At 63.9% G+C, this 22,878-nt stretch carries 12 protein-coding genes and 1 pseudogene; 7 read left to right on the forward strand and 6 right to left on the reverse strand.

Going from position 1 to position 22,878, the window contains the following annotated elements:
* Window positions 1-36: 36 nt before the first annotated feature.
* On the reverse strand, window positions 37-819 hold the full coding sequence (locus NKH37_RS31080; RefSeq protein WP_352816005.1) for a hypothetical protein: 783 nt from the start codon (window positions 817-819) through the stop codon (window positions 37-39).
* 149 nt (window positions 820-968) lie between these two features.
* Here NKH37_RS31080 and NKH37_RS31085 point away from each other — a divergent pair, with 149 nt between their 5' ends.
* From NKH37_RS31085 to NKH37_RS31110, 6 genes are read left to right on the forward strand one after another with little or no spacing between them, the layout of a single operon-like run.
* Window positions 969-1,595, forward strand: coding sequence for a DUF4129 domain-containing protein (locus tag NKH37_RS31085; RefSeq protein WP_352789668.1), 627 nt, complete (start codon window positions 969-971; stop codon window positions 1,593-1,595).
* Complete coding sequence (locus tag NKH37_RS31090; protein WP_352789671.1) at window positions 1,592-2,791, forward strand: DUF4350 domain-containing protein; 1,200 nt, start codon at window positions 1,592-1,594, stop codon at window positions 2,789-2,791. Before NKH37_RS31085 ends, NKH37_RS31090 begins: the two co-directional genes overlap by 4 nt.
* The gene (locus NKH37_RS31095; RefSeq protein ID WP_352816007.1) at window positions 2,778-3,734 is read left to right on the forward strand and encodes an AAA family ATPase; all 957 of its coding nucleotides are present in this window, start codon (window positions 2,778-2,780) and stop codon (window positions 3,732-3,734) included. Before NKH37_RS31090 ends, NKH37_RS31095 begins: the two co-directional genes overlap by 14 nt.
* Complete coding sequence (locus NKH37_RS31100; protein WP_353005551.1) at window positions 3,731-5,041, forward strand: DUF58 domain-containing protein; 1,311 nt, start codon at window positions 3,731-3,733, stop codon at window positions 5,039-5,041. The genes NKH37_RS31095 and NKH37_RS31100 overlap by 4 nt, the downstream gene beginning before the upstream one ends.
* Entirely contained in the window at window positions 5,038-6,069 is a 1,032-nt protein-coding gene (locus NKH37_RS31105) for a stage II sporulation protein M (protein WP_352999645.1), read from the forward strand. Before NKH37_RS31100 ends, NKH37_RS31105 begins: the two co-directional genes overlap by 4 nt.
* Window positions 6,056-6,922, forward strand: coding sequence for an RDD family protein (locus NKH37_RS31110; RefSeq protein WP_353005552.1), 867 nt, complete (start codon window positions 6,056-6,058; stop codon window positions 6,920-6,922). The genes NKH37_RS31105 and NKH37_RS31110 overlap by 14 nt, the downstream gene beginning before the upstream one ends.
* Window positions 6,923-7,665: 743 nt before the next feature.
* On the opposite strand, the gene NKH37_RS31115 is transcribed toward NKH37_RS31110, so the two are convergent.
* Window positions 7,666-8,352, reverse strand: coding sequence for a D-lyxose/D-mannose family sugar isomerase (locus tag NKH37_RS31115; protein ID WP_352750459.1), 687 nt, complete (start codon window positions 8,350-8,352; stop codon window positions 7,666-7,668).
* A gap of 145 nt (window positions 8,353-8,497) precedes the next feature.
* On the opposite strand from NKH37_RS31115, the gene NKH37_RS31120 reads away from it, so the two are divergent.
* The gene (locus NKH37_RS31120; RefSeq protein WP_352587891.1) at window positions 8,498-9,556 is read left to right on the forward strand and encodes a D-TA family PLP-dependent enzyme; all 1,059 of its coding nucleotides are present in this window, start codon (window positions 8,498-8,500) and stop codon (window positions 9,554-9,556) included.
* Window positions 9,557-9,798: 242 nt separating this feature from the next.
* Here NKH37_RS31120 and NKH37_RS31125 read toward each other — a convergent pair whose 3' ends face one another.
* The 4 genes and pseudogenes from NKH37_RS31125 to NKH37_RS31140 all read right to left on the reverse strand — a co-directional run bounded on the left by NKH37_RS31125 (window position 9,799) and on the right by NKH37_RS31140 (window position 22,788).
* Complete coding sequence (locus tag NKH37_RS31125) at window positions 9,799-10,563, reverse strand: heme ABC transporter permease (protein ID WP_352481263.1); 765 nt, start codon at window positions 10,561-10,563, stop codon at window positions 9,799-9,801.
* 263 nt (window positions 10,564-10,826) lie between these two features.
* Window positions 10,827-11,487, reverse strand: a pseudogene (locus NKH37_RS31130) (glutathione S-transferase family protein).
* 596 nt (window positions 11,488-12,083) lie between these two features.
* On the reverse strand, window positions 12,084-13,853 hold the full coding sequence (locus NKH37_RS31135) for a glucan ABC transporter ATP-binding protein/ permease (protein ID WP_023717211.1): 1,770 nt from the start codon (window positions 13,851-13,853) through the stop codon (window positions 12,084-12,086).
* A gap of 364 nt (window positions 13,854-14,217) precedes the next feature.
* The gene (locus NKH37_RS31140) at window positions 14,218-22,788 is read right to left on the reverse strand and encodes a glycoside hydrolase family 94 protein (protein ID WP_353005553.1); all 8,571 of its coding nucleotides are present in this window, start codon (window positions 22,786-22,788) and stop codon (window positions 14,218-14,220) included.
* Window positions 22,789-22,878 lie beyond the last annotated feature (90 nt).

A 22,878-nucleotide genomic window follows, 5' to 3' on the forward strand; every position in this document is an offset into this window, starting at 1 on the left:
CGCAAGATGCCAGCCGGTGAAAAGCCTCCACCGTCCTCAGGAGAAGATTTGCGACAGTTCTTCGACGCTGGTGCCTTCCTTGACCTGCCGCAGCTCGACATAGCTGACCGCCGTGGCGACCGACAGCACCATCGACAGCACGGTCGACACCAAGGCTGCCGCCACATCGGCAATGATCCCGCCAAACATGACGATGACTGCCAGCATCACCCACTGGATGACCATGGCGATGACCATCAGGATCAAGAAGAGGCCAAATAGCGGCCAGCGGTTGCCCTTGGTCAGGACACGGCTGCGCGACATCGAACCGAACACGCCAAGCCGCTCCTGGATCAGAACCGGCACCGCCACGCACCATCCGAGCCATAAGATGATGCCGGGAACCAGCAAGGCTATCGACGCCAGGCCCGCACCCAGGCCGACGAGCAGGCCAATACCAAGGGTCGGCAGCAAATTGCGGATGGCTATCTGAATACAGTCGCCAAAGGTCGGCCGCTTGCCGTTCAAGTCCTCGATCGTTGCCCGCACCAGCGCCGACTGGAGCAGCAGCGCGAAAACGAAGGATAGCAATCCCGCAATAACCGTAATCCATGAATTCCGAAACATCATCGAGGGATCGGCCGCGGCGCCGGGGTCGCCCTGCAGAACCGCATCTAGTTGCGGTTGGCTCCACAGCCGAAGAATAATCGCCGGCAAGCCTGAAAACAGCAGCGCGAGCCCAAGGCATAAGCCGATGTTGCGGCCGATCACGGCGAAGCTGTTGTTGAACACTCTGCCGATCTCGAATTTCTCAGGCCGTTCCAGTGTCGTTGAAGCCATGATTCCCCCCGTGTTTCGCCGTAACAGTATCACGGCGCCCTAATAGCAATTCTGCCAAGATTAACCGTGGGCGTCCAGCCCACTTGCAATTCTTGTGCTGCATTGTCAGTGTCGGCTGGGAACTGCAGGTTGCAGGGGAGCGGGTGACGGTGGCACAGCCAGGCACAGCGGAAGCCGAATGGCTGACCAATCTGCACAAGCAGCTGATCGCCGATGAGTCGATCCAGTTCGACCTGCCGGCCTATGTGCCGCCCCAGCCGCCCGACTGGCTGAAGCCGCTGCTGGATCTTTTGTCATCGCTCGGTCCCTACATGATCTATCTGTTCTGGGGGGCGGTGATATCAGGCGCCGCAATCATCCTGCTTGTGGTCTTCCTCGAGGTGAAAGGCATCGCCTGGCGCCTGCCGTGGCAGCGCGCGCGGCCCGAGGCCGAGGCCGAAGAGACCTGGCGCCCCGACGCCGGCGCCGCGCAGGTCCTGCTGTCGGAAGCCGACACGCTGGCCGCGCGCGGCGACTATGACGAGGCGGTTCACTTGCTGCTTCGGCGCAGCGTCGCCGATATTGCCGGCCGGCTGCCGGACTTCCTCCGCCCGTCGCTCACCGCGCGCGACATCGCCAATGCCCCTTCCCTGCCGGGAAGGGCACGCCATGCGTTTACCGAGATCGCCCGCATTGTCGAGGCGGCGCTGTTCGCGCGCCGGCCGGTCGGCGCGGAAGGCTGGCGGCAAGCACGCGGCGCCTATGAACGTTTCGCCTTCCGGGATGCCTGGACGTGAGCGCACCGGCGGTCGAGGCGCAGGAGCCGTTCAATCGAAAGACACTGTTTTGGGGGATTTTCGCCAGCCTGCTTGCGGCTGCCGGTTTCTTCCTGCTGTCCACCTATGCCCCCGATTTCCGGCAACCCGGCAATGGCGGCGCCACGCCGCTGTCGAAAAGCGGCGTCGGCTACGCCGGTCTGGCGGAATGGCAGAAGCTGACCGGCGAACCGCCCTTCATGGCGCGGACCGAGGACGATCTCGGCACCGACATGCTGCTGATCGTCACCATCTCGCCCGACAGCGATCCGGAGGCTCTCGACCACATCCTCAACCTTCGTCAGGACCAGAACACGCTCTTCGTGCTGCCCAAATGGCAGATCCTGCCGCTGCAGGAGCACGAAGGCTGGAATATGAAATTCGGGCGATTGCCCGGTTCGGTGGTGAACGAATGGCTTGGCCGGATCGCCGATGCAAAGATCGGTGCTGGCCAGAGTACGCCAAAGCAACTCGACATCGAGGGCCAGCTCGTCAACACCCCGGACGAATTGCAGTGGGTAGCGGACGAACACCCGGTCATTGCAGCCGGCAAAGGCCAGGCCGTCCTGACGCAAGTGGAGAACAAGCCGTTCTATATCCTGACCGACCCCGACCTGATCAACAACGCCGCCCTCAAGGATCCCGACAAGGCGGCAGCGGCGCTCGGGCTGATCGCCTTGCTCCAGCCGGACGACGGGCCGGTGATGTTCGATCTGACGCTGCACGGCGCGGGGCGGAAGTATGATCTGGCCAAGCTTCTGGTCGAGCCGCCCTTCCTGGCGCTGACACTGACGATCCTGGTCGCTGCGGCGCTGGCGTTCCTGCATGGCCTCGGCCGATTCGGCCCGCCGCGTGCCGACCAGCGTGCAATTGCTTTCGGCAAGCGTGCGCTGGTCGATACGACGGCGATGCTCATGCGGCGTGCCGGCCGGCTGGACGAGCTGGGAAGCCGCTATGCGGCCTTGATGCGGGTGCGCGCCGGCGCGCTGCTCGGGGCACCGCAAGGGTTGCAAGGCACAGCGCTCGACCACTGGCTCGACTCTCGCGATAAGGAGCAAGCTGGCGGCTTCACGATGCGCTCGCAAGCCGCCGGCGAGGCCAAGAACTTGGCGCAGATGCAACAGGCAGCTGAGCGGCTGCACGACTGGACAGCAAGGAGGCTCGGTGAACGTCGATGATGTGAAGGCCCTGGCGACACGGATCAGGGAAGAAGTGGCCAAGGCGATTAGCGGGCAGCACGATACGGTCGACCTGATGCTGACCGCCTTGTTTGCAGGCGGGCATATCCTGCTCGAAGGCCCTCCCGGCACGGCCAAGACAATGACCGCGCGCTGCTTCGCCCAAGCGCTTGGGGTCGCCTACGGGCGGATCCAGTTCACACCGGACCTGATGCCCGGCGACATCGTCGGGTCGAACATCTACAACTTCCAGACCGGGCAGTTCACGCTGACGCGCGGCCCGATCTTCTGCGATCTCCTGCTTGCCGACGAAATCAACCGCACGCCACCCAAGACGCAAGCCGCACTGCTCGAGGCGATGCAGGAACATGCGGTCACGTTCGACGGCACCACGCATTCGCTCGGCCGCAACTTCATGGTCGTCGCGACCCAGAATCCGATCGAGCACCAGGGCGTCTACCCCCTGCCCGAGGCGCAGCTCGACCGCTTCCTGTTCAAGCACCGCGTCAGCTATCCCGGCCCCGAGGAAGAACGAGCCATCATCGTCCATCACGGCGGCGGCTCCGCCTCGCACGACATCGCGCAATATGGCATCGAGGCGCAGACGGACCGCGAGACGCTGCAGGAGGCACTTGCAACCGTCGGCTCCGTCACCCTCGTCGACGATGTCGTCGGCTATATAGCGGCGCTGGTTCGGGCTACGCGCGAAAATGCCGATCTGGAAGTGGGGGCCAGCCCGCGCGCGGGCGCCATGCTGGCGCGGGCGGCTCGTGCCCGGGCGGCGCTGGACGGACGCGCCTATGTGATCCCCGACGACGTCAAGGCGCTGGCGATACCGGCGCTGCGCCACCGCGTCATCCTTTCGCCTGCCGCCCAGATCGATGGCCGCCTGGTCGAGCAGATCGTCTCCGACCTGGTCGACCAGACGGAAGCACCACGTTGATCTATCCCAGCGGCCGAGCGGTGTGGGCAGCAGCGGCCGGCGCGGTGCCGGCCTTCCTGGTCGCGCTGGCGCTGCCGTCATTCTGGTATCTGGGATTGCTGTGGAGTTGCCTGCTGCTTGCCTTCCTGGCGGTGGATGCCGCGGCCGGACGCGGACGGGCATCGCTGAATGCCAGCATCGATGCGCCGCAGCAGGTCGGTGTCGGCGGCGAGTTCAGCGTGCAAATTGCAGCCCGTCATTCGGGCCGGCCGCGCGCCGCGGAGGCTCGCGTCGGCCACGATGCGCGGCTGGCGCCGGTGGACGGCAGCGGTGGGACTTTGCGGCCGACGGCCGGAGGCGGGTCGCTCGACCTTCGCTTCCAGGCGCTGCGACGCGGCGTCGCCAGCTTCGACCGTCTCTGGGTGCGCTGGCGCGGGCCGTTCGGGCTGGTCTGGAACCAGGTGGTGCTGCCGGTGGAAAGCAAGGTTGCGGTGCTGCCCGACGTCAGCAGCGCCCGCGGCGAGGCGATCACCCTGCTGCAACATGCGGCGCTTGCCGAAGGCCATGCGCAGCGCCGCGCCGGTCAAGGCCGCGAGTTCGACGCGCTCAAGGATTACCAGCCGGGCATGGGCCGGCGGATGATCGACTGGAAGCGCAGCGCCCGCCACGGCAAGCTTTTGGCGCGCGAGTTCCGCATCGAGGAGAACAACAATGTCGTGCTGGCCATCGATAGCGGACGCCTGATGTGCGAGCCGGTCGACGGTGTGCCGAAGGTGGACCGGGCGGTGACGGCCGCCTTGCTGTCGGCATTCATCGCGCTGAAGGGCGGCGACATGGTCAGCCTGTTCGGCTTCGATGCAAGGCCGCGCGTTTCGAGCGGCGCCGTGCGCGGCTCCGCCAGCTTCGCGATGATCCAGAAACGGGCAGCCGAGATCGACTATTCCAGCGAGGAGACCAATTTCACCCTTGCGCTGACCACGCTTTCGGCACGGCTCGACCGCCGTTCGCTGGTCATCATTTTCACCGATTTCGTCGACCCGATCAGCGCGGAATTGATGCTGCGCACGGTGGGCCAGCTCACCGAACGGCATCTCGTGCTGTTCATGCTGATGAAGGACACCGAACTGGAGGGCCTGGCCGACCTGCCGCCACGCTCCGGCGAGGACGTTGCCCGCGCGGTCGTTGCCGGAGGGCTCTTGCGCGAAAGGCAGGTCGTCATCGGCCGGCTGCGGCTGCTCGGGGCGCATGTCGTCGAAGCCAACCACAACCGGCTGGGTCCCGCGCTGGTCGAGCGTTATCTGCAGTTCAAGCAGGAGGATCTGCTGTGACGGCGCCAGTCGCCGGCAATGCGGTACGCGGCGATGCTGTGCGCCAGTCGCTGGCCAGCTTCCGCCGCGAGCGCGAGGCCGACTGGAGAGCATTCGAGGCGCTTCTCGCGCGTGTCGAAAAGCGTGCGCCGCGCACGCTTTCCGAAGAGGAGCTGCTGTCGCTGCCGCTGCTCTATCGATCGGCGCTGTCTTCTCTTTCCGTGGCACGGGCGACCTCGCTCGACAACGCGCTGGTCGCCTATCTCGAAGCGCTGTCGCTGCGCGGTTATTTCTATCTCTATGGCGCACGTCGCGGGCTGCGGCAGCGCCTTGCCGATTTCTTCCTGCACGACTGGCCCGAAGCCATTCGCGATCTGTGGCGCGAGACATTGGTTTCGGTCGCGCTGATGGTGATCGGCATTGGTGCAGGCGCCTGGCTGGTGGCATCCGACAAGAGCTGGTTCGACGCGATCATCCCGTCCAGCCTGGCGGGGGGCCGCGGTCCCGATGCCTCGGCCGAACTGCTGCGCAACATGCTTTATGATGGCGACAATGGCTTTCTCTCAGGCTTTGCCGCCTATCTGTTCACGCACAACGTCCAGGTCGCGATCCTGGCCTTCGCCCTCGGCTTTGCCTTCGCCGTGCCGACGGTGTTGCTGATGCTGTTCAACGGCTGCATGATCGGCGCGTTGTTCCAAGTGTACTGGTCCAAGGGACTTGGCATGGAGCTCGGCGGCTGGCTGGCCATCCACGGCACCACCGAATTGTTCGCGATCGCTTTGGCCGGCGCGGCCGGCATGCGCATCGGCACCAGCATCGCCTTTCCCGGCGAATTGACACGCATGGCGGCAGCGGCTCGTGCCGGACGCATCGCCGCGAATGCTATGGTCGGGGTCTCGGTCATGCTGCTGTTTGCCGGGCTGCTCGAGGGCATTGGCAGGCAGACCATCACCAGCGACGTCACGCGCTACGCCATTGGCGGTGGCATGCTGGCGCTGTGGATCGCTTACTTCTACCTGTTCCGGATGGTGCGGCATGGCGATCGGTAGACGCGCCGCCTTTGCGGCTATACGGCCGCTGATCACGCCCGAGGGCGTCGATCTTCGGATAAAGCTGGCCGACGCCGGCACGCGGGCTGCCGCCTTCCTCCTCGACATCGTGTTCATCGCGGTGGCTGCAATCGTGATCACGATCGTCGCACTGTTCGGGGTGGGAGGCCTTGGCAGCGAGGGGTTTCAGCCGCTCTTCGTCGTCTGGATCATCCTGATCTTCTTTCTGCGCAACGCCTACTTCATCGTCTTCGAAGCGGGCCGGCGCGCGGCGACGCCCGGCAAGCGGATCGTCGGCATCCGGGTCGCATCGCGCAGCGGAGACGGCCTGTCCATCGACCAGGTCATCGCCCGCAACCTGATGCGCGAGATCGAGGTGTTCCTGCCGCTGTCGATCATCGTCGGACGCAGCGGGACCGACCTTGCCGACACGCTGACGACGGTGTTCGGACTGGTGTGGACGCTGCTGTTTGCCTTGTTCCCGCTCTTCAATCGAGACCGCATGCGGATCGGCGACCTGTTGGCGGGGACCTGGGTGGTCGAGGCACCGAAGCGCGCCTTGCTGGAAGATCTGTCGGCCCGGCAGGATGCCGGCGCTGGCGCGTTCCGGTTCAGCCACGCCCAGCTCGACGCCTACGGAATTGCCGAACTCCACAAGCTGGAGGAGGTGTTGCGCCGCGACGACTATTTCGCCCTGCGGACGGTTGCCGAGACGATCGGACGCAAGATCGGCGCGGCACCCCAAGCCCATGACGCGCGCGCGTTCCTGACGGCCTACTACGGGGAGTTGCGGGCACATCTCGAACGCAAGCTCCTGCTGGGCAACCGCAGGGAAAACAAGCACCAGCGTTAGATCAGGCGTGGGAATGCACGAAAAGCGTGCGCAGCAGCCCATTGCCACCGAAGATTGATGCTTGACCGGTGCCATCTTCTCCCGCAAATTCAGTCTCGCGGGGTTGAAATGCCTATCCGTCCGAGGGTGCTCGTGTTCCCTCGCAGTCGCAAGCGGATGTTGCAAGAAAACTCCTCGAGAGTTCCAGGTTCTACGGAAATCAAGCTGCAAGGAGACTTCCTTGGCCACTTTCGTCACTCAATCCACTTTCCAACGAGCTGGCAGCCAAATGGTGTGGTTTTGGAAACTCGGAACAGGCGATGCCTACTGGGGGTACTCGGTACGTGCGGCGGTCGTCCTTCGCACGGCCACTTTGCGCTGGGAAAGCCTGTATACCTACATCGACGAGACAGGCCAGACCGAGGTGATACAGACGAACGTATCAGACGATATGCAAATAAGATTCGCGGCGATAAGTTCTCCCTGAGGAGCCAAGACATGCCAACAGTGCTTCACGCGGTATACGATTCCCGCGGCGTCATCATTGCCGCCTCACGAGTCGATCCTGACGATGACAAGTCGGCCCCGGCGCCAATCCCACAGCCCGGCGAGGGCAATTACTACGCGCTAATCCCGCTTGACGAGGCCCACGTCAAAATGCCGCTGGATCAGCTGTGCACAACGACTCGGGTCGACTTGCGACAGAAGCGGCTGATTGCCGAGGACCTTCACTCTCGAGCGTAAGTGTTCCTCGCCACCCTGCCCTATCCCACCCACTTCTCGTAGTCGGACACCAACAGGTGCAGCGGTGCTGTGTCCTCGTCGATGTCTGCGAAGCGGCCGATTGGTTCGCGAAAGACATTGTCGGTGAGATCGTCGTTGACCGTCGAAACCTCGCCGATCAGCACGTCCTTGCCTTCGGCCCAGAAGGCGTGCCAGACGCCCGGCAGCAGCGTCACGCTCTGGCCTGGGTCGAGCTTCAGCAGCCCACCCGCAGGCAGCCTGTGGATGGTTCCGTCGACAGGCACCGTTACTTCGGCCTTCGGGTCGATGCCGCCATCGCGGTCATGCATGAACAGCTCCAGCACCAGCTTGCCGCCGCCACGGTTGATGATGTCTTCGGCCTTGATGTTGTGGCGATGCATCGGCGACAGCTGGTCCTTGCGCGAGATCATGATCTTCTCGGCATAGAGCATGCCCATGCCCTTCTTCATGTCTTCGTAGCGGCCGTTGCGGACGGTGAACAGGAACAGGCCGAGCTCGTCGAACTTCTCCTGGCCATAATCGGTGATGTCCCAGCCGAGCCGGGAGGAGAAGATCGCCGACGAATCCTGCCGGCGCGCCTTCATCTCTTCGGGGCTCCAGTAGGCGAAGGGCGGCATGATGTAGCCGAACGAGCGGATGAAGGCGTCGGCGTCGCGGATGATGTCGTTGATGGCGGAGCGTTTCATGATCGTGGTTCCTTCCCGTCGCTTTGCGAGCGCTAACGCAATAGCCGAACGTCAATTCGGTGTCGATGCAAACTGCTGTCGCTGGCCCCATGACATGCGGTCCGATCAGGGCCATAAGGTCAACCAATTTTCCGATGGTGAGACCATGCGCAGCATAGACGACCTCGATACGCCGGCGATCCTGATCGATGCCGGCCGCGCCGAAGCCAACATCGCGCGGGCGCAGGCCCATGCCGACCGGCACGGGCTGAAACTCCGGCCGCACATCAAGACCCACAAGCTGCCCTACTGGGCAAAAAAGCAGATCGCGGCCGGCGCCGTCGGCATCACTTGCCAGAAGATCGGCGAGGCCGAAATCATGGCCGACGCCGGCCTGACCGACATCTTTCTGCCCTACAATATCCTCGGGCGGGCGAAGCTGGAGCGCCTCAAGGCGCTGCACGGCCGCGTAACACTGTCGGTGACAACGGACAGCATGGACACGCTGATGGGACTTGCCGCCACCTTTACCGATCCCGGCCACCGCCTGCCGGTGCTGGTCGAATGCGACACCGGCATGGGCCGCTGCGGTGTGCAGTCGGCCGGCGAGGCAGTCGCGCTGGCGAGCGAGATCGACAAGGTCCGGGGGCTCGTCTTCGGCGGCTTGATGACCTACCCGGGGGCGGGCCGCGCCGCAGAGACCGAGGCGTGGCTCGCCGATGCGCAGCAAGCACTTGCCGCATCCGGCCTTGCCTGCGAGCGTATCTCCAGCGGCGGCACGCCCGACATGTGGCGCTCGGGCGAGCATTCCGTCGTTACCGAATACCGGCCTGGCACCTACATCTATCTCGACCGCTACCAAGTCGCCAAAGGCGTCGGCAGCCTCGACGATTGCGCGCTGACGGTGCTGTCGACGGTGGTCAGCCGTCCAACGCCGACACGCGCCATCCTCGACGCCGGCAGCAAGGCGCTGTCCAGCGACACGCTGGGGCTCGCCGATTTCGGCGAGCTGCTGGGCATTTCAGGCGCAAGGGTGACCAGCCTCAGCGAAGAGCACGGCAACGTCACGCTGTCAGGCGACGCCGAGCTTCGCATCGGCGAGCGCGTGCGCGTCGTGCCCGACCATTGCTGCGTCGTCACCAATCTGTTCGACGAGGTGCATCTGATCGAAGGCGACAAGGTGATCGAGACTTTGCCGGTCAAGGCGCGAGGACGGATGGGATGAACCAGGCCGGAGCGCGTGCGGAGGCTTTAATGTATAGAATTTTCCGGACGCCGGAGGGACAGCACCCCCCTCTGTCCTGCCGGACATCTCCCCCGCAAGGGGGGAGATTGGCAGCTCCGCCGCCCGCACCCACTTTGATACGTTGGTAATTGGCGAAAGCAGAAGCAGCATCCGATCTCCCCCCTTGCGGGGGAGATGTCCGGCAGGACAGAGGGGGGTGGGAAGAAACTCGACGGATAAGATCAGCCGGGTTGCCGTTCAGCTTGCCTTGCCGCGACCCGGCGCATCGAAATGACGCGGCGGCGGCGGATCTCGGTGCGCATCGCCATCAGATGCAGCGCGAAGAACAGCACGGTGAAGCCGAGCGCCATCACCAACAACGGCCACAACAGGCTTGGATCGATGGTCGGCCCGCCAAGCCGGAACACCGAAGCCGGCTGGTGCAGCGTGTTCCACCAGTCGACCGAAAACTTGATGATCGGGATGTTGATGAAGCCGACCAGGGTGATGATTGCCGCAGCCCAGGCGGCACGCCCGGCATCGTCGAGCGCGCGCGTCAGCGCGATAATGCCGAGATACATCAGGAACAGGATGAAGACCGAGGTCAGCCGCGCGTCCCACACCCACCAGGTGCCCCACATCGGCTTGCCCCAGATTGAACCGGTGATCAGCGCAAGGGCGGTGAAGACGGCACCAATGGGCGCCGCCGATTTCAGCGCCAGGTCGGCCAGCGGATGGCGCCAGACCAGCGTGCCCAGCGCCGAGATCGCCATCAGCGTGTAGCACATCATGGCAAGCCAGGCGAAAGGCACGTGGATATACATGATGCGCACGGTGATGCCTTGCTGGAAATCCTCAGGCGCCGTGAAGCTCATATAGAGACCGACAGCGAGGATGATGGCGGCCACGCTCGCCAACCACGGCACGACCTTGTCGACCAGCCCGACGAACTGCGTCGGGTTGGCAAGGTCCATCCAGCCGGAGAGGCGTGAAGTCGTGTCGCTCATGCGGCTTTACATAGACCGCCGGCGGAGTTGCGGCAACCACGGAGCCGGCGGTCTCTCCTTCTCTCCTTTGTGGGAGAAGGTGGATCGGCGCGTGGCTCCGAGCCGGATGACGGCTCATGTCGAGCCTGAATCAGAACTCATCGCAATATGAAAGCCGCCAGTCGGTAAACAACCCAATCGGGGCGTTTGATCGCGCCGAAGTCGACGCCAAAAGCGGTCAAGCTGGAAGCGTCGAGCATTGGTCAAACGCTCGGCGGCAGACTTCAAACCTGCTGTCGGCAGTTGGTTGATGGGGCGTTGATCGCAAATTGCGCGGCGAAAGCCCGGATATAGGCGGGCCGTGCTTCCCCGCGCGCTACATAGGCAGCCAAGTTTTGATATTCGTCCAAAATGCCTGACATTCCTAGTCGCAGCAGCACTGATACCATCAATAGGTCGCCCGCGCTGAACGCATCATCGAGCCAGTCGGCGACGCCCAAGTGAGCCGAGAGTTTGTCCAGCCGAGCGCGAACACGGTCCTTTACCAACGGCAAGCGCTCCTCGCTCCAAGGCTTGTCACCTTCGAATATTCTTGCCGTCGTTAATTCCAGGATCGGCGGCTCGACGGTGTTTAGTGCGGCAAACATCCACGTGATCGCGCGTGCGCGGGCATCGCGATCCTTCGGCAGCAGGCCCGCATGCTGCTCGGCAAGATGAAAGACGATCGAGCCGGTCTCGAACAGCGAGAGAGAACCTTCCTCATAGGTGGGGATCTGGCCGAAAGGATGGATTGCCAGATGGTCAGGCGCCTTCATCCCTGCGAAGGAAACAAGACGAACCTCATAAGGCTGACCCACTTCTTCGAGCGCCCAGCGAACGCGCGTATCGCGCGCCAGTCCCTTGCCGCCATCGGGTGATCGTTCAAAATGTGATAGTGATTGTCATCGGATCCGTTTCTTTGCTTGGGCAAATTTCTTCGGCTTCCTATCGTGAGACGAATGAGCCTCCCCGAAATCGACATCGGTCTTGACCTATTTCATTGCAGGGCGCCGCTTCCGATCAGAGGTCGTGATAGCGCGATGGGCCAATTCGGCGAGGCTGCGCGTAGGGGCTGCCTTGTTCCATCGACCGCTTTTGCGAGCTTGCGCCCTGAACGCAGACCGAGGCCCTTCCGGTCAATCCCGATTTACGGGTTCACATCCTGATCTGCAGTGCGCTTACATCTCCATTTTTGGATGAAGATTTTGCGCCAAGCTGGAGTTGCGGGATCTGAACGCCGTCTGCGACACAATTATCGCCTAGGTCCGCGATGAGAGCTTGCAGCCGTGGCGGTGACGCGGTCTCCCCTTCTCCCCTGTGGGAGAAGGTGGATTGGCGCGCAGCGCCGAGACGGATGAGGGATGCTGGACGGAGTAAGGCGCTACTCGGTGCGCCGCAGTCTGGATTTTGGATGAAGGTGTGCGCCGAGCTGGAGCGCACCTCATCCGTCGCCTACGGTGACACCTTCTCCCACAACAAGGGGAGAAGGTGAACCGTGCCACTCAGGCGGCTTCGTTCACCGGATGGCTGAGGCGGCGAACCTCCTCGTCGTTGAGCAGGCCGCCAGCACGCAGCAGGCTGGCGAAGCGGCCGTTGCGCAGCGACAGTTCGGTGAACCCGCCCATCTCGACCACCCGGCCCTTGTCCATGAACACGACCAGATCGGCATCGCGAACGGTGGTCAGGCGGTGGGCGATGATGAAGGTGGTGCGGCCGCGCCGCAATTCGTCGATGGCGTCCTTGACGCGGTCTTCCGTCTCGACGTCGAGCGCGCTGGTCGCCTCGTCGAGAACCAGGATGGGCGCGTCCTTCAGCACGGCGCGGGCAATCGCGATGCGCTGGCGCTCGCCACCGGACAGCTGTCCGCCGCGTTCGCCGACGACCGTGTCGTAGCCTTCGCTCTTCGACAGGATGAAATCCTGCGCGGCGGCGGCGTTGGCAGCGGCATGGACCTCGTCATAGGTCGCCTCCGCACGGCCGACGCGGATGTTGTCCTCGATCGAGCGGTTGAGCAGGCCGGCATCCTGGAACACGGTGGCGATCGAATGGCGCAGCGACTTGCGGGTCACCGTGCGGGTGTCGATGCCATCGATCAGGATACGGCCGCCGGACGGCGTGAAGACGCGCTGCAGGAGGTTGATGAGCGTCGTCTTGCCGGCGCCCGTCGGGCCGACGATGGCGACGGTCTGGCCGGCCTGGACCTCGAACGACGCGTCGTCGACGCCCTGCCCGGAATTGCCGAACTCGAAGCAGACATTCTCGAAACGCACATGACCCGTGACGTTGACGAGGTCGCGCAGCCCGTCGGGCTCGGCGGCATCGGAAGCGGAGTCCTCGAGATGATAGAATTCCTCGAGCTTGGCGCGTGCCTCGGAAATCTGGTTGGCGAAAGCCGACATCTGGTCGAGCCGGGCAATCAGCAGCGTGGCAAAGCCGGTAAAGGCGATGACGTCGCCGATGCGCAACTGGCCGTGCGTCACCAGATAGGCGCCAATCAAGAGCACCACCATCATCGAAATCGTCGACGACAGCCGGTGCAGCGCGTTGGCCATCGCCCACCAGTCGAGCACCGGATTCTGTGCATCGAGCAGGTTCTTGACGTAGCGCTTGAGCGCCTCGGTCTCGTGGCCGATGCGGTTGTAGCTCTGCAGGACAGCGACGTTGCTGACCGAGTCGGTCACATGCGCAAACACCTTGTGGTAATGCCGCTCGACGGCCGCCTGGCCTTCCTTGGTGCGCCGCATCACCAGCCGTCCGATGCCAACATAGAGCGCGCCAAGCGCCAGCAGCACCATCGACATGCGGATATCCATGCTGAGCGCCGTGGGCACCAGCAGAACCAGCGCGACCGCGGTCGACAGATGCTGCCGCATGAATTCGAGCCAGAGGCTGAACAGGGTCTCGACCGCGCGCAGGAGCGTGTGCAGGGAATTGGAGGTGCCGCGCTGATGATGCCAGGCTAGCGGCATGGTGATAACGCGCTCGAACGACTGGCAAAGAACCTCGCTGCGCCGCTGGTGGGCAAAGCGGTCGGCGCCGCGCGCCACCAGCACGAAGGCGATGATGTTGAACGCGCCGAGGCCGGCCCACATCGCCAGCGTCGAGAATACCGAGCCGCGGTCCGAAATGGCGTCGATCACCCGGCCGAACATGATCGGCTCGAGAATGGCGATAATGGCAAGCGCGACATTCGCCCCGCAGATAAACGCAACGCGTTTCCTGTCGGCAGCGAGATAACCAAGGGCTCGCCAGTAGATTTGCAGAAGTGACACTTCAGCTACTCCGCCAATTATTTATGGTGCAGTGCGTCATTTTTTGACTCGTATCGGTTGACGCGTCGCAAAACAATGCTCGTCTACCTCTTCCGTTCCCATTCCGCGAACAAAAGATGACGACGCTTCGAAATTTGCCGTGATCGTCTAACAGTTTGAGATAAAAGGTGAAATGTCAGCGTTGCGGCAAAATCATGGCAGCTGGAAAGCACTGCCACAATTTTAATCAGCAAGACCCCGGGCACGACGTCTAAAGTCGTGTGCAGGCATTCAGCAAGGTCAAACGCAAATATAACCGGTAGAGGCACTTGGAGTGCCCGTGCGTTCCCTGGGGAAGCGCAAGGGACGCTCCAAGCCCTTGAATCTAGGCCGGTATTCTGACGATCACCTCGGCGTTGTCTCCGGCTTTTGGCTCGAAGGACGAAGATTTGGTCTTCGTGCCATTCACTTCAAGTGAGATGGCCCGAGCCTTTTTGTCGCGGACGACGCGTACCTTGATCTCGGCGCCCAGCATCTTCAGGGTCGCCGAATAACCGTCCCAATGGCTGGGAAGTCTCGGCGTGAATTGAATGCGCTGTCCGCGACGCTCGATGCCGAGAATGCTCTCGACCGCCGCGCGATAAAGCCAGCCCGCCGACCCGGTATACCAGGTCCAGCCGCCGCGGCCGCCCTTGTCCTGCCCGGAATAAACGTCGGCCGCGACGACGTAGGGTTCCACCCGGTAGCGCTCTGCCGCGGCTTCATCGAGTGCATGGTTGACTGGATTGAGCATCGAAAGGCAACGGTAGGCATCGTCGGTGCGACCCATCTCGGCGAGCGCAATGACGAACCATGTCGCCGCGTGGGTGTATTGGCCGCCGTTTTCACGGACCCCCGGCGGATAGCTCTTGATGTAGCCCGGGTCCTTTTCCGTCCTCGAGAACGGCGGGGTGAACAGCTTGACGATCTTGAGCTCGTCGTCGACGAGCGTTTTCAGCGCCTGCCCCATTGCCGTCGTCGACCGCGCCGGGTCGCCCTCGCCCGAAAGCACGCTCCAGGACTGGGCGATCGAGTCGATCTTGCACTCGTCCGATTTGCGCGAGCCGAGCGGCGTGCCGTCGTCGAAGCTGCCGCGCCGATACCACTCGCCATCCCAGGCGGTGCTTTCCAGCGCCCGCTTCAGCATCTCGGCGTGCTTTGTCCAGGCCTGCGCGCGCTTGGCATCGCTCTGCGCCTTGGCGACAGCGGCAAAGTCGCCCAGCGTCTTCAGCAGGAACCAGCCCAGCCACACGCTCTCGCCCTTGCCGTGCTCGCCGACGCGGTTCATGCCGTCGTTCCAGTCGCCGCCGAGGATCAGCGGCAGCCCGGCTGGGCTGCTGCGCTTGACGGCAAGATCGAGCGCCCGCGCGCAATGGTCATAGAGCGAGGCTGTCTTCTTCGAGATTTCCGGGATGAAGAAAGCATCGTGCTCGCCTTCGCCCAGCGCCTGCCCCTCGATGAAGGGCAATTGCTCCTTCAGGATCGCGGTATCGCCCGTCACCAGCAGGTAACGCGCCGTGGCGTGGGCCAGCCAGACCACGTCGTCCGAGATCATGGTGCGAACGCCTGCCTCTGTGCGCGGCAGCCACCAATGCTGCACGTCGCCTTCGGGAAATTGCCGCCGCGCCGCATTGAGGATCTGGTCACGCGCCAACTTGGGGTCATGCGCCAGCAAGGCCAAGGTGTCCTGCAGCTGATCGCGGAAGCCGAAGGCACCGCTTGCCTGATAGAACGCAGAGCGGGCACGGATGCGGCAGGCCAGGCTCTGATAGGGCAGCCAGTGATTGACCATGGCGTCGAGTGCCTTGTCCGGCGTCTCGACCTGGATGGTGTCAAGAAAGCCGCGCCATGTGCGCTCGTTGTCGGCCAGCCGCTGATCGAAATCCCTGGAGCGATGGGTCTGCACCAGCGCGCTGGCCTCCTCGGGCGAGGCCGCGTCGCCGAGCAGCCAGAGCAGCGTGACGTCGCCACCGGCAGCGATGTCGATGTCGCGTGCGATGGCCGCGCAGGGATCGTCGCCGGCCTCGACACGGCCCGACAGGCCGGCGCCGCTCAGCACGGCATGCGGAAACTCGCTGGAGCCCAGCCTGCCGATGAATTCGCCGCGGTCGGCGGTGACCGAATGCACCGCACCGTCGGCGGCCAGAAAGGCGATCCGTTCGCCAAAATCGAGCCCATAGGGATTTTGCGCCAGCAGAGCGCCGGTCGCGGCATCCCGGGACGGAACGATGCTTGCCGCGGTGCGCGAACGATGGCCGCCAAGAACCCATTCGGCATAGGCGTAGACGCGTAGCCGCATCGGCGCCGAACCCGAATTCTGGATGCGCAGCCGCGATATCTTCACCGGATCGACGGGATCGACGACATGGGTCAGGTCCATCGACAGCGGCCCGCGCTTTGAACGGAACGTCGAAAAACCCTGCCCGTGCCAGGTTTCGTAGGTCATTGTCGGGTCACGCACCACGGCAGCCAGCGGCGAGAACGCTTTGCCACTGGCATGATCGTAGATATAGATAGCCTCGCCCGGCCGGTTGGTGACCGGATCGTTCGACCATGGCGTCAACTGATAGTCGCGGCTGTTGCGGCTCCAGGTGAAGGCAGCGCCTTCAGCCGATATGTGGAAACCGAACGATGGGTTGGAGATGACGTTGATCCACGGTTGCGGCGTCGTGCGCCGGCCGGCAAGACGCACGACGTAGTGGCGTCCGCCGCCGTCGAAGCCGCCGAAACCGTTCCATTGGTCGAGCCCGCTGCCGTCGACGCGGGCCTCGACCAGTGCCTGGGCGGCAAACGCTTGCGCCGTCGGCACCGGCAAGGACGGCTCGCGAAGCGCTGCAAGGTCTGCCGGCTGGAGGGCGGCGTCTCGCGCCTGCAGTGCCGCGGCCTCGGCGCGCTCGATCTGGTCGAAGATGGTGCCGTTACGCGTATGCAGCACCACCCGGGCGACGGCGAGCAAAGTCCTGTAGGTCGTTTCCTCCATCAGATCGCGGCGCACCGCGAAGATGTGCTGGCGGGGTCCAAGCTCCTTGCCGCGCAACCGGCTGTTTTCGCACAGCGTCTCGACCGCGCGCTGCAAGTCCTGCACGTATGACGAAGCCTGCTCGTTGACGACAACAAAATCGATCATCATGCCGCGGGCGCGCATGTATTCCTGGAAGCGAAGCGCCTGGGCGACGATCTCCAGATCGGCGACATCGGCGATCCTGACCAGGAAAATCGGAAAATCGCCGGATATGCTGGTCGGCCACAGGCTGGACTGCCTGCCGAGCCCGGAGGCGATGGATTCGCCGGGCAGGCGCAGGAACGGATCGGGATAGATCAGGTAGCGCGCCAGCTTCTGCACATTGGCGGCGTCGGACAGGCTGAGGCCGAGGTGACGGGTCTGCACCTGCGAGCGCGTCCAGGCGAGCATCGCCTGGCGGGAGAAGCTTTCGGGATGGTCGAGCCGTGCGATAGCGGCATCCAATTCGGCGCGATCGGCGCCGACGACGGTCCAGAACGTCAGCGAAATCTTCTTGTTGGCCGGCACGCGCACCTGCCGGCGAAGCGAGGCGATCGGATCCAGGGTGAAGCCGGAATGGCCGCCAAGCTTGGCGCCGGGATCAAAGGCAGCCGCGTCCGTGATGGTGCGGCCGCGGCCGATGAAGGCGCGCCTGTCGGTTTCCGCCTCGGCATCCCGCGCCGATCCAGACGGATCGGTGACGAAATGCACCATGGTGACATCGGGCTCGTCCTTTTCGCGCTTGCGCCTGGTGGCGAAGATCGCGCCGTTGTTCGGCGCGATCTCAGTTTCCACGAACATCTTCGAAAAGGCCGGATGCGCATTGTCCGACGGCTCGGAGCCCAGCACCAGTTCGGCATACGAAGTCACTTCGATGTGCCGGTCGGCGGCGCCGTCATTGTAGAGCGTTACTCGCCGGCCCTCGCCATTGCCTTCCGAGATGACGATGCACTCGACCTCCGAACGCAGCGACCCAATCGATTTGACGAAGCTCGCCTTGTCGTCGGAAAACAGCGTCTGCACACGCTCGTCGGCGGCGCGCTTCGGCTCGGCGGTGGCCGACCACCAGTCGCCATTGCTGGCGTCGCGCAGGAAAATGTAGGAACCAAGGCGGTCCTCGGTCGGATCCGGCTGCCAGCGCGTGACGGCAAGTTCGCCCCAGCGGCTGTAGCCCGAGCCGGTGGCGGTGGCCATGACCGAGTAGCGGCCGTTGGACATGACACTGGTCGAGCGCAGCGCCCTGAGCGGATCGAGCACGATACGCGTATCCGGGCTCTCGAGTTCGGTCTCGTCCTTGGAGCGCTCGTCGGCCTCGGTCCTGACGGTCGCCGTCGGGATGTCGCGCGGCGCCCTTTCCTGCAAGAGCAATTCGGCCGACTCGATCACCGGATCGCTGTGGAAGCGGTCGCGCAGGCGCCCTTCGAAGATCGCATCGGCAACGGCGGCGATCGACATGCCCGAGTGGTGGGCCATGTAGTTCAGCACGACGGCGTGGTCGGTACCCTCGGGGACGCGTTGCGGCGTGAAATCCACCGCGTCGTAAAAGCCATGCCGGCCCAGTGCGCCCAGCCGCCTCAGCCTGGCCAAGTTCTGCACGGATTCATGCGGCGTGAACTGCGCTGCCAGCACGGTCGCGTAGGGCGCGATCACCGTGTTTTGGCCAAGGCCGCGCTTCAGCCCGAGCCCGGGCACGCCGAAATTGGTGTACTGATAGGTCAGTTCGCGGTCGCGGGCGTTGTAGGCCGCTTCCGAAATCCCCCAGGGAACGTTCTTCGACCGGCCATACTGGATCTGGCGCTTGATGATGAGCTTGCTGGTCTGGTTGAGAATGCTGCCTTGCGGCTCCTTCATCACCAACGGCGGCATCAGATACTCGAACATCGAGCCGGACCAGGACATCAGCGCGCCCTGGAAGCCGATCTCGACGATCGGCCGGCCGAGCCGGAACCAGTGCTCGGTCGGCAAATCGCCCTTGGCGATGGCGAACAGGCTGGTCAGCCGCGCTTCGGAGGCCAAAAGGTCGTAGCAGCTTTCGTCGAGCTGATGCTCTTCGACCCGGTAACCGATCGACAAGAGCTTGCGTTCGGGCCGCATCAGGAACGAGAAATCCATCTCGAAGGCGAAACGGCGCGTGCGCTCGCGCAAGGTCAGAAGCTTGGCCCGCAATGCCGCGACGGCGTTTTCGTCGCTGTGCGCGTCGTGGACATGCGCCTCGCAGGTGGCTTCGAGCCTGGCCGCCCAATCGGCGATGGTGTCGCTCTGGGTCGATGCGGCCTCGGTGTGGATGGCAGTCGCGAGCTTGCGTATCTCGCCGGCCAGGACGGCCAGGTTGATAGTACGGATCGACGCCATCTCCGGCTGCGCCTTGATCAATTCCACCGCCCGCCGCATGCCGTCGAGACGGTCGGCGAGCCGCTGGCGCAAGGGCCGCAATTGACGGCGGTCGTCGGGCAACTCCTCAAGGCTTTCGTCGAGGATGGTGACGGTGTCGAGGATGCCTTCGAAGTCGCCCTGCACATGCACCGACGGCGCTTCCGCCCATTCGGCGCAGGCAGCGGCCACGGCCACCAGATGGCCGGCGAGATTGCCGCTGTCGACGGCAGAAATGTACAGCGGATAGAGCGGCTTCAACGTCGTGGTGTCGTACCAGTTGAAGAGATGGCCGCGATCGCGCGGCATGCTCTCGATGGTCGACATGGTCGCGTCGATGCGGTTGACGGCGTCGGAGAGGCTGATCCAGCCGAAATCGCGTGCCGAAATCACGGACAGCAGGTAGACGCCGATATTGGTCGGCGAGGTGCGGGGCGCCACCACGGGGGCCGGGCTTTCCTGGAAATTGTCCGGCGGCAGATGGTGATGCTCGGCCGTCACGAAGGTCTCGAAATAGTGCCACGTTCGCCGCGCCACGGTGCGCAGCGCGTGGATATCGGCGGCCGATATGCGCAGGCGATCCTCGGTTTCGGCCGAACGGCTGATCCAGCAGGCGATGGCGGGCGAGCCGATCCAGAACAAGGCAAAGAAGAAGGCGACGAAGGCGCCGGTGGAATCGGCCAGCACCGGCACAGCGAGGCCGACGACGCCGATGATCACCGCGCCGTACATGATGCTGTAATAGGAGCCGAGATCGTTGTCGCCGCCCTTGTGTGCCTGCGAGGCGGTGCGCCATTCGAGCAGGTTCTGGCGGCTGACGAACAGGCGGTAGAGCGTGCGGATGGTCGCGTCGCCCATCATCCAGGCAAGATGCGCCATCAGCACGATCTTCAGCGCCACCAAGGCGGTACCGAAGGCAACGTCGCGCGCCAATGCCGAGAAATGGCCGCGCGGCGTCTGGTCGCCGCTCTTCGGCAGGATGGCGTTGACGATGTCGAAAGTGGGCGCCATGAACAGCGTGAGGATCAGCAGCGCCTGCCATTGCGCCGCCTGCGTGAATGGCAGCAGCGTCCAGCCGGCGATCGCGGCCATCACCCAGAAGATCGGCGTCACCGAGCGGCGCAGATTGTCCACCATCTTCCAACGCGACAGCGCCGGCACGTTTGAGCGCGGGCCGAGGATGAAGCCCAGAAGCTGCCAGTCGCCGCGTGCCCAGCGATGGTGGCGCGATGCGTCGACCGAATAGCGGGTCGGATAGTCCTCGACCAGTTCGACGTCAGTGACCAAGGCCGATCGCGCCAGCGCGCCTTCGAGCAGGTCGTGGCTGAGGATGGTGTTTTCCTCGATACGGCCCTTCAGCGCCGCCTCGAAGGCATCGACATGGTAGAGACCCTTGCCGGTGAAGGAACCGTCGCCGAAGATGTCCTGGTAGAGGTCCGACACGGCAAAGACGTACGGATCGAGCCCGCGATTGGCGGAAAAGACACGCTGGAAGAACGACGCCTCGTCGCCGCTGGTCAGCGACGCGGTGATGCGCGGCTGCAGGATGGAATAGCCGGCCGTGACCTCGCGCCGGGCCGCGTCGAAATGCGGACGGTTGAGCGGGTGGCAAAGCTTGCCGGCCAGCGCAGCGACGGCGTCGCGGGTTGTGCGGGTGTCGGCGTCCAGCGTCATGACGTGGACGACGCTCTCCGGCAAGGGCACTTCCAACGGCAGGAAGGTGGTGTCGCTGTCGCCGCGCAGCAAGAGGTTCAATTCGTGCAGCTTGCCGCGCTTGCGCTCCCAGCCCATCCAGACGCCTTGCGAGGCGTTGTAGAGCCGGCGCCGATGCAGCAGATAAAAGCGCGGCGCGCCATCCGAGGGATAGCGGGCGTTCAGTCGGGCGATTTCGGCGCGGGCGAATTCGAGGATTTCGACATCCGCCGTATCGATCTCGGTCTTCGAGTCCGGCCAGTCGGAAAGCAGCGCGAAATGGATCTCGCCCGCCGTGTTGGCGAGGTGATGCACTTCGATGTTGCGGATGTTCTCCTCAACGTCGTCGCGCGAGCCGATCAGCGACGGCACCACCACCAGCGTCCGTGCCTCGGGCGGTACACCATGCCTGAAATCATAGCCGATGAGACGCGTCGGCTTCAAAAACAGCGAGACGACGGTGTTGAAGAATGCGAGCGCGCCTTCGCTGGCCGGCACCGCGAACAGGGCCAGCATCAGGACGATCGACGGCACTGACAGGCCGAGATTGGCGAGCGCATTGCCGGAGACGACCAGAAGCAGGACCGTCAGCGCAAACACCGGCACGACGATGCCCAGCCATCCGGTCTTGCGGAACGTCCGGTTGATCGTCTTGCCGATGGTAGGCCGGTAGCCGATCGACCGCTCCAGTTCCATCCGGCGCGGACCGACCAGAAAGAAGCCGACGTCGGTGTGAGCGATCGGACCGGTTTCGGAGCCCGGCGCATCGGCAGCATGGCCGGCGAGTTCAATCGCCCGTTCGGCAACGCGAAATTCGGAAAGATCGGAACGGCGTGCCAGTTCCTCGATCGCAGTCCGGTATTGGTCGCGCGAAAAGAAATCGAGCGCCGCGAAATCGGTGCGCTCGCGCAGCAAAGTGTCGATGCGGCTGACGCCCTCGAACCACACCGTCCAGTCGATGTCATTGATGAGGCGCAGGCCGCGGATGATGTTGCCGGTGGTCACATTGCCGCTGGACAGCGTGCGGTGCTCGCTGAGGATGATTTCCTCGGCGTCGGAGCCCGTCCTTTCCAGCTCGCCCTCCAGCCATTCCAGCGCCCTGCCGGCATTTTGCGAGCCGTCGCGCAGCCGGTAGAGCAACTGGGTTGCGAAGGTGGTGTCCTGCGCATGGGCGCTGTAGCCGGAAAGTATCGTCTGCCGGTCGGCGCTGTCGTCCGTCGCCAGCACACGGTCGGCGACCTCGTTGGCGATCTGGCGCAACTCCCGCGTGCGATTGACGCGCACCGCGATCCGGCGAAGATTCTCGATCAGGACAAAGCGCAGCAGCGACGGCAGCGCCCATAGTTCGCCGATCTTCAGCGGCTCGACGGACTGGAAGCCTTCGACGATCGCCTTGAACATGGCCGACGAGACGGAACTGTCGGAATGCGCGACATAGGTCCATGCGACCGCCAACGCGCGCGGCACGCTGGATCCGTCGGACAGTTTCAGCGTCGGCAACTGGCGATAGAAGCGGCGCGGCAGGTCGCGCTTGACCTGGAAAATGGTCTCCTCGACCAGGTAGTTGTTGTCGAGCAGCCACTGTGCCGCGGGCGTGATCGTTTCGCCCCTCGCCTGGGCAGCGTTGGTGGAACGGTAGACATCGAGAATCTTCCTGGCGCTGTCGCGGATGCGCGCCTGAAAATCGAAAGGCGTCAGCCCGAACAAATCCTTGGCATCGCCATTGGCAAGGGCTGCGCCCAACGCGCGCAGCCGATCTTCCGTCAGGAAATGGGAGCGTATCGGCTCGTCGGTGACAGCCGGGAAGCTGGCGCTCGTCTTTTCGATCTGTGCGAGATTGGTCTGGATATTCATCTAAGGTTCCGTGTTGGGGACGCAGTGCGGCGTCACCGCCACGGCAATGTCCCTAAAACCGGTCCAAATGCAATTGGTTGCATCGCAACA

The sequence above is a fragment of the Mesorhizobium sp. M1217 genome (assembly GCF_040318275.1).
Classification (GTDB): Bacteria; Pseudomonadota; Alphaproteobacteria; order Rhizobiales; family Rhizobiaceae; genus Mesorhizobium.

What these genes read in the sequence shown, in the direction of transcription:
- NKH37_RS31125 (WP_352481263.1), bottom strand. Translation starts at nt 10,563, where the DNA reads ATGAGCGACACGACTTCACGCCTCTCCGGCTGGATGGACCTTGCCAAC.
- NKH37_RS31120 (WP_352587891.1), top strand. Translation starts at nt 8,498, where the DNA reads ATGCGCAGCATAGACGACCTCGATACGCCGGCGATCCTGATCGATGCC.
- NKH37_RS31080 (WP_352816005.1), bottom strand. Translation starts at nt 819, where the DNA reads ATGGCTTCAACGACACTGGAACGGCCTGAGAAATTCGAGATCGGCAGA.
- NKH37_RS31140 (WP_353005553.1), bottom strand. Translation starts at nt 22,788, where the DNA reads ATGAATATCCAGACCAATCTCGCACAGATCGAAAAGACGAGCGCCAGC.
- NKH37_RS31110 (WP_353005552.1), top strand. Translation starts at nt 6,056, where the DNA reads ATGGCGATCGGTAGACGCGCCGCCTTTGCGGCTATACGGCCGCTGATC.
- NKH37_RS31115 (WP_352750459.1), bottom strand. Translation starts at nt 8,352, where the DNA reads ATGAAACGCTCCGCCATCAACGACATCATCCGCGACGCCGACGCCTTC.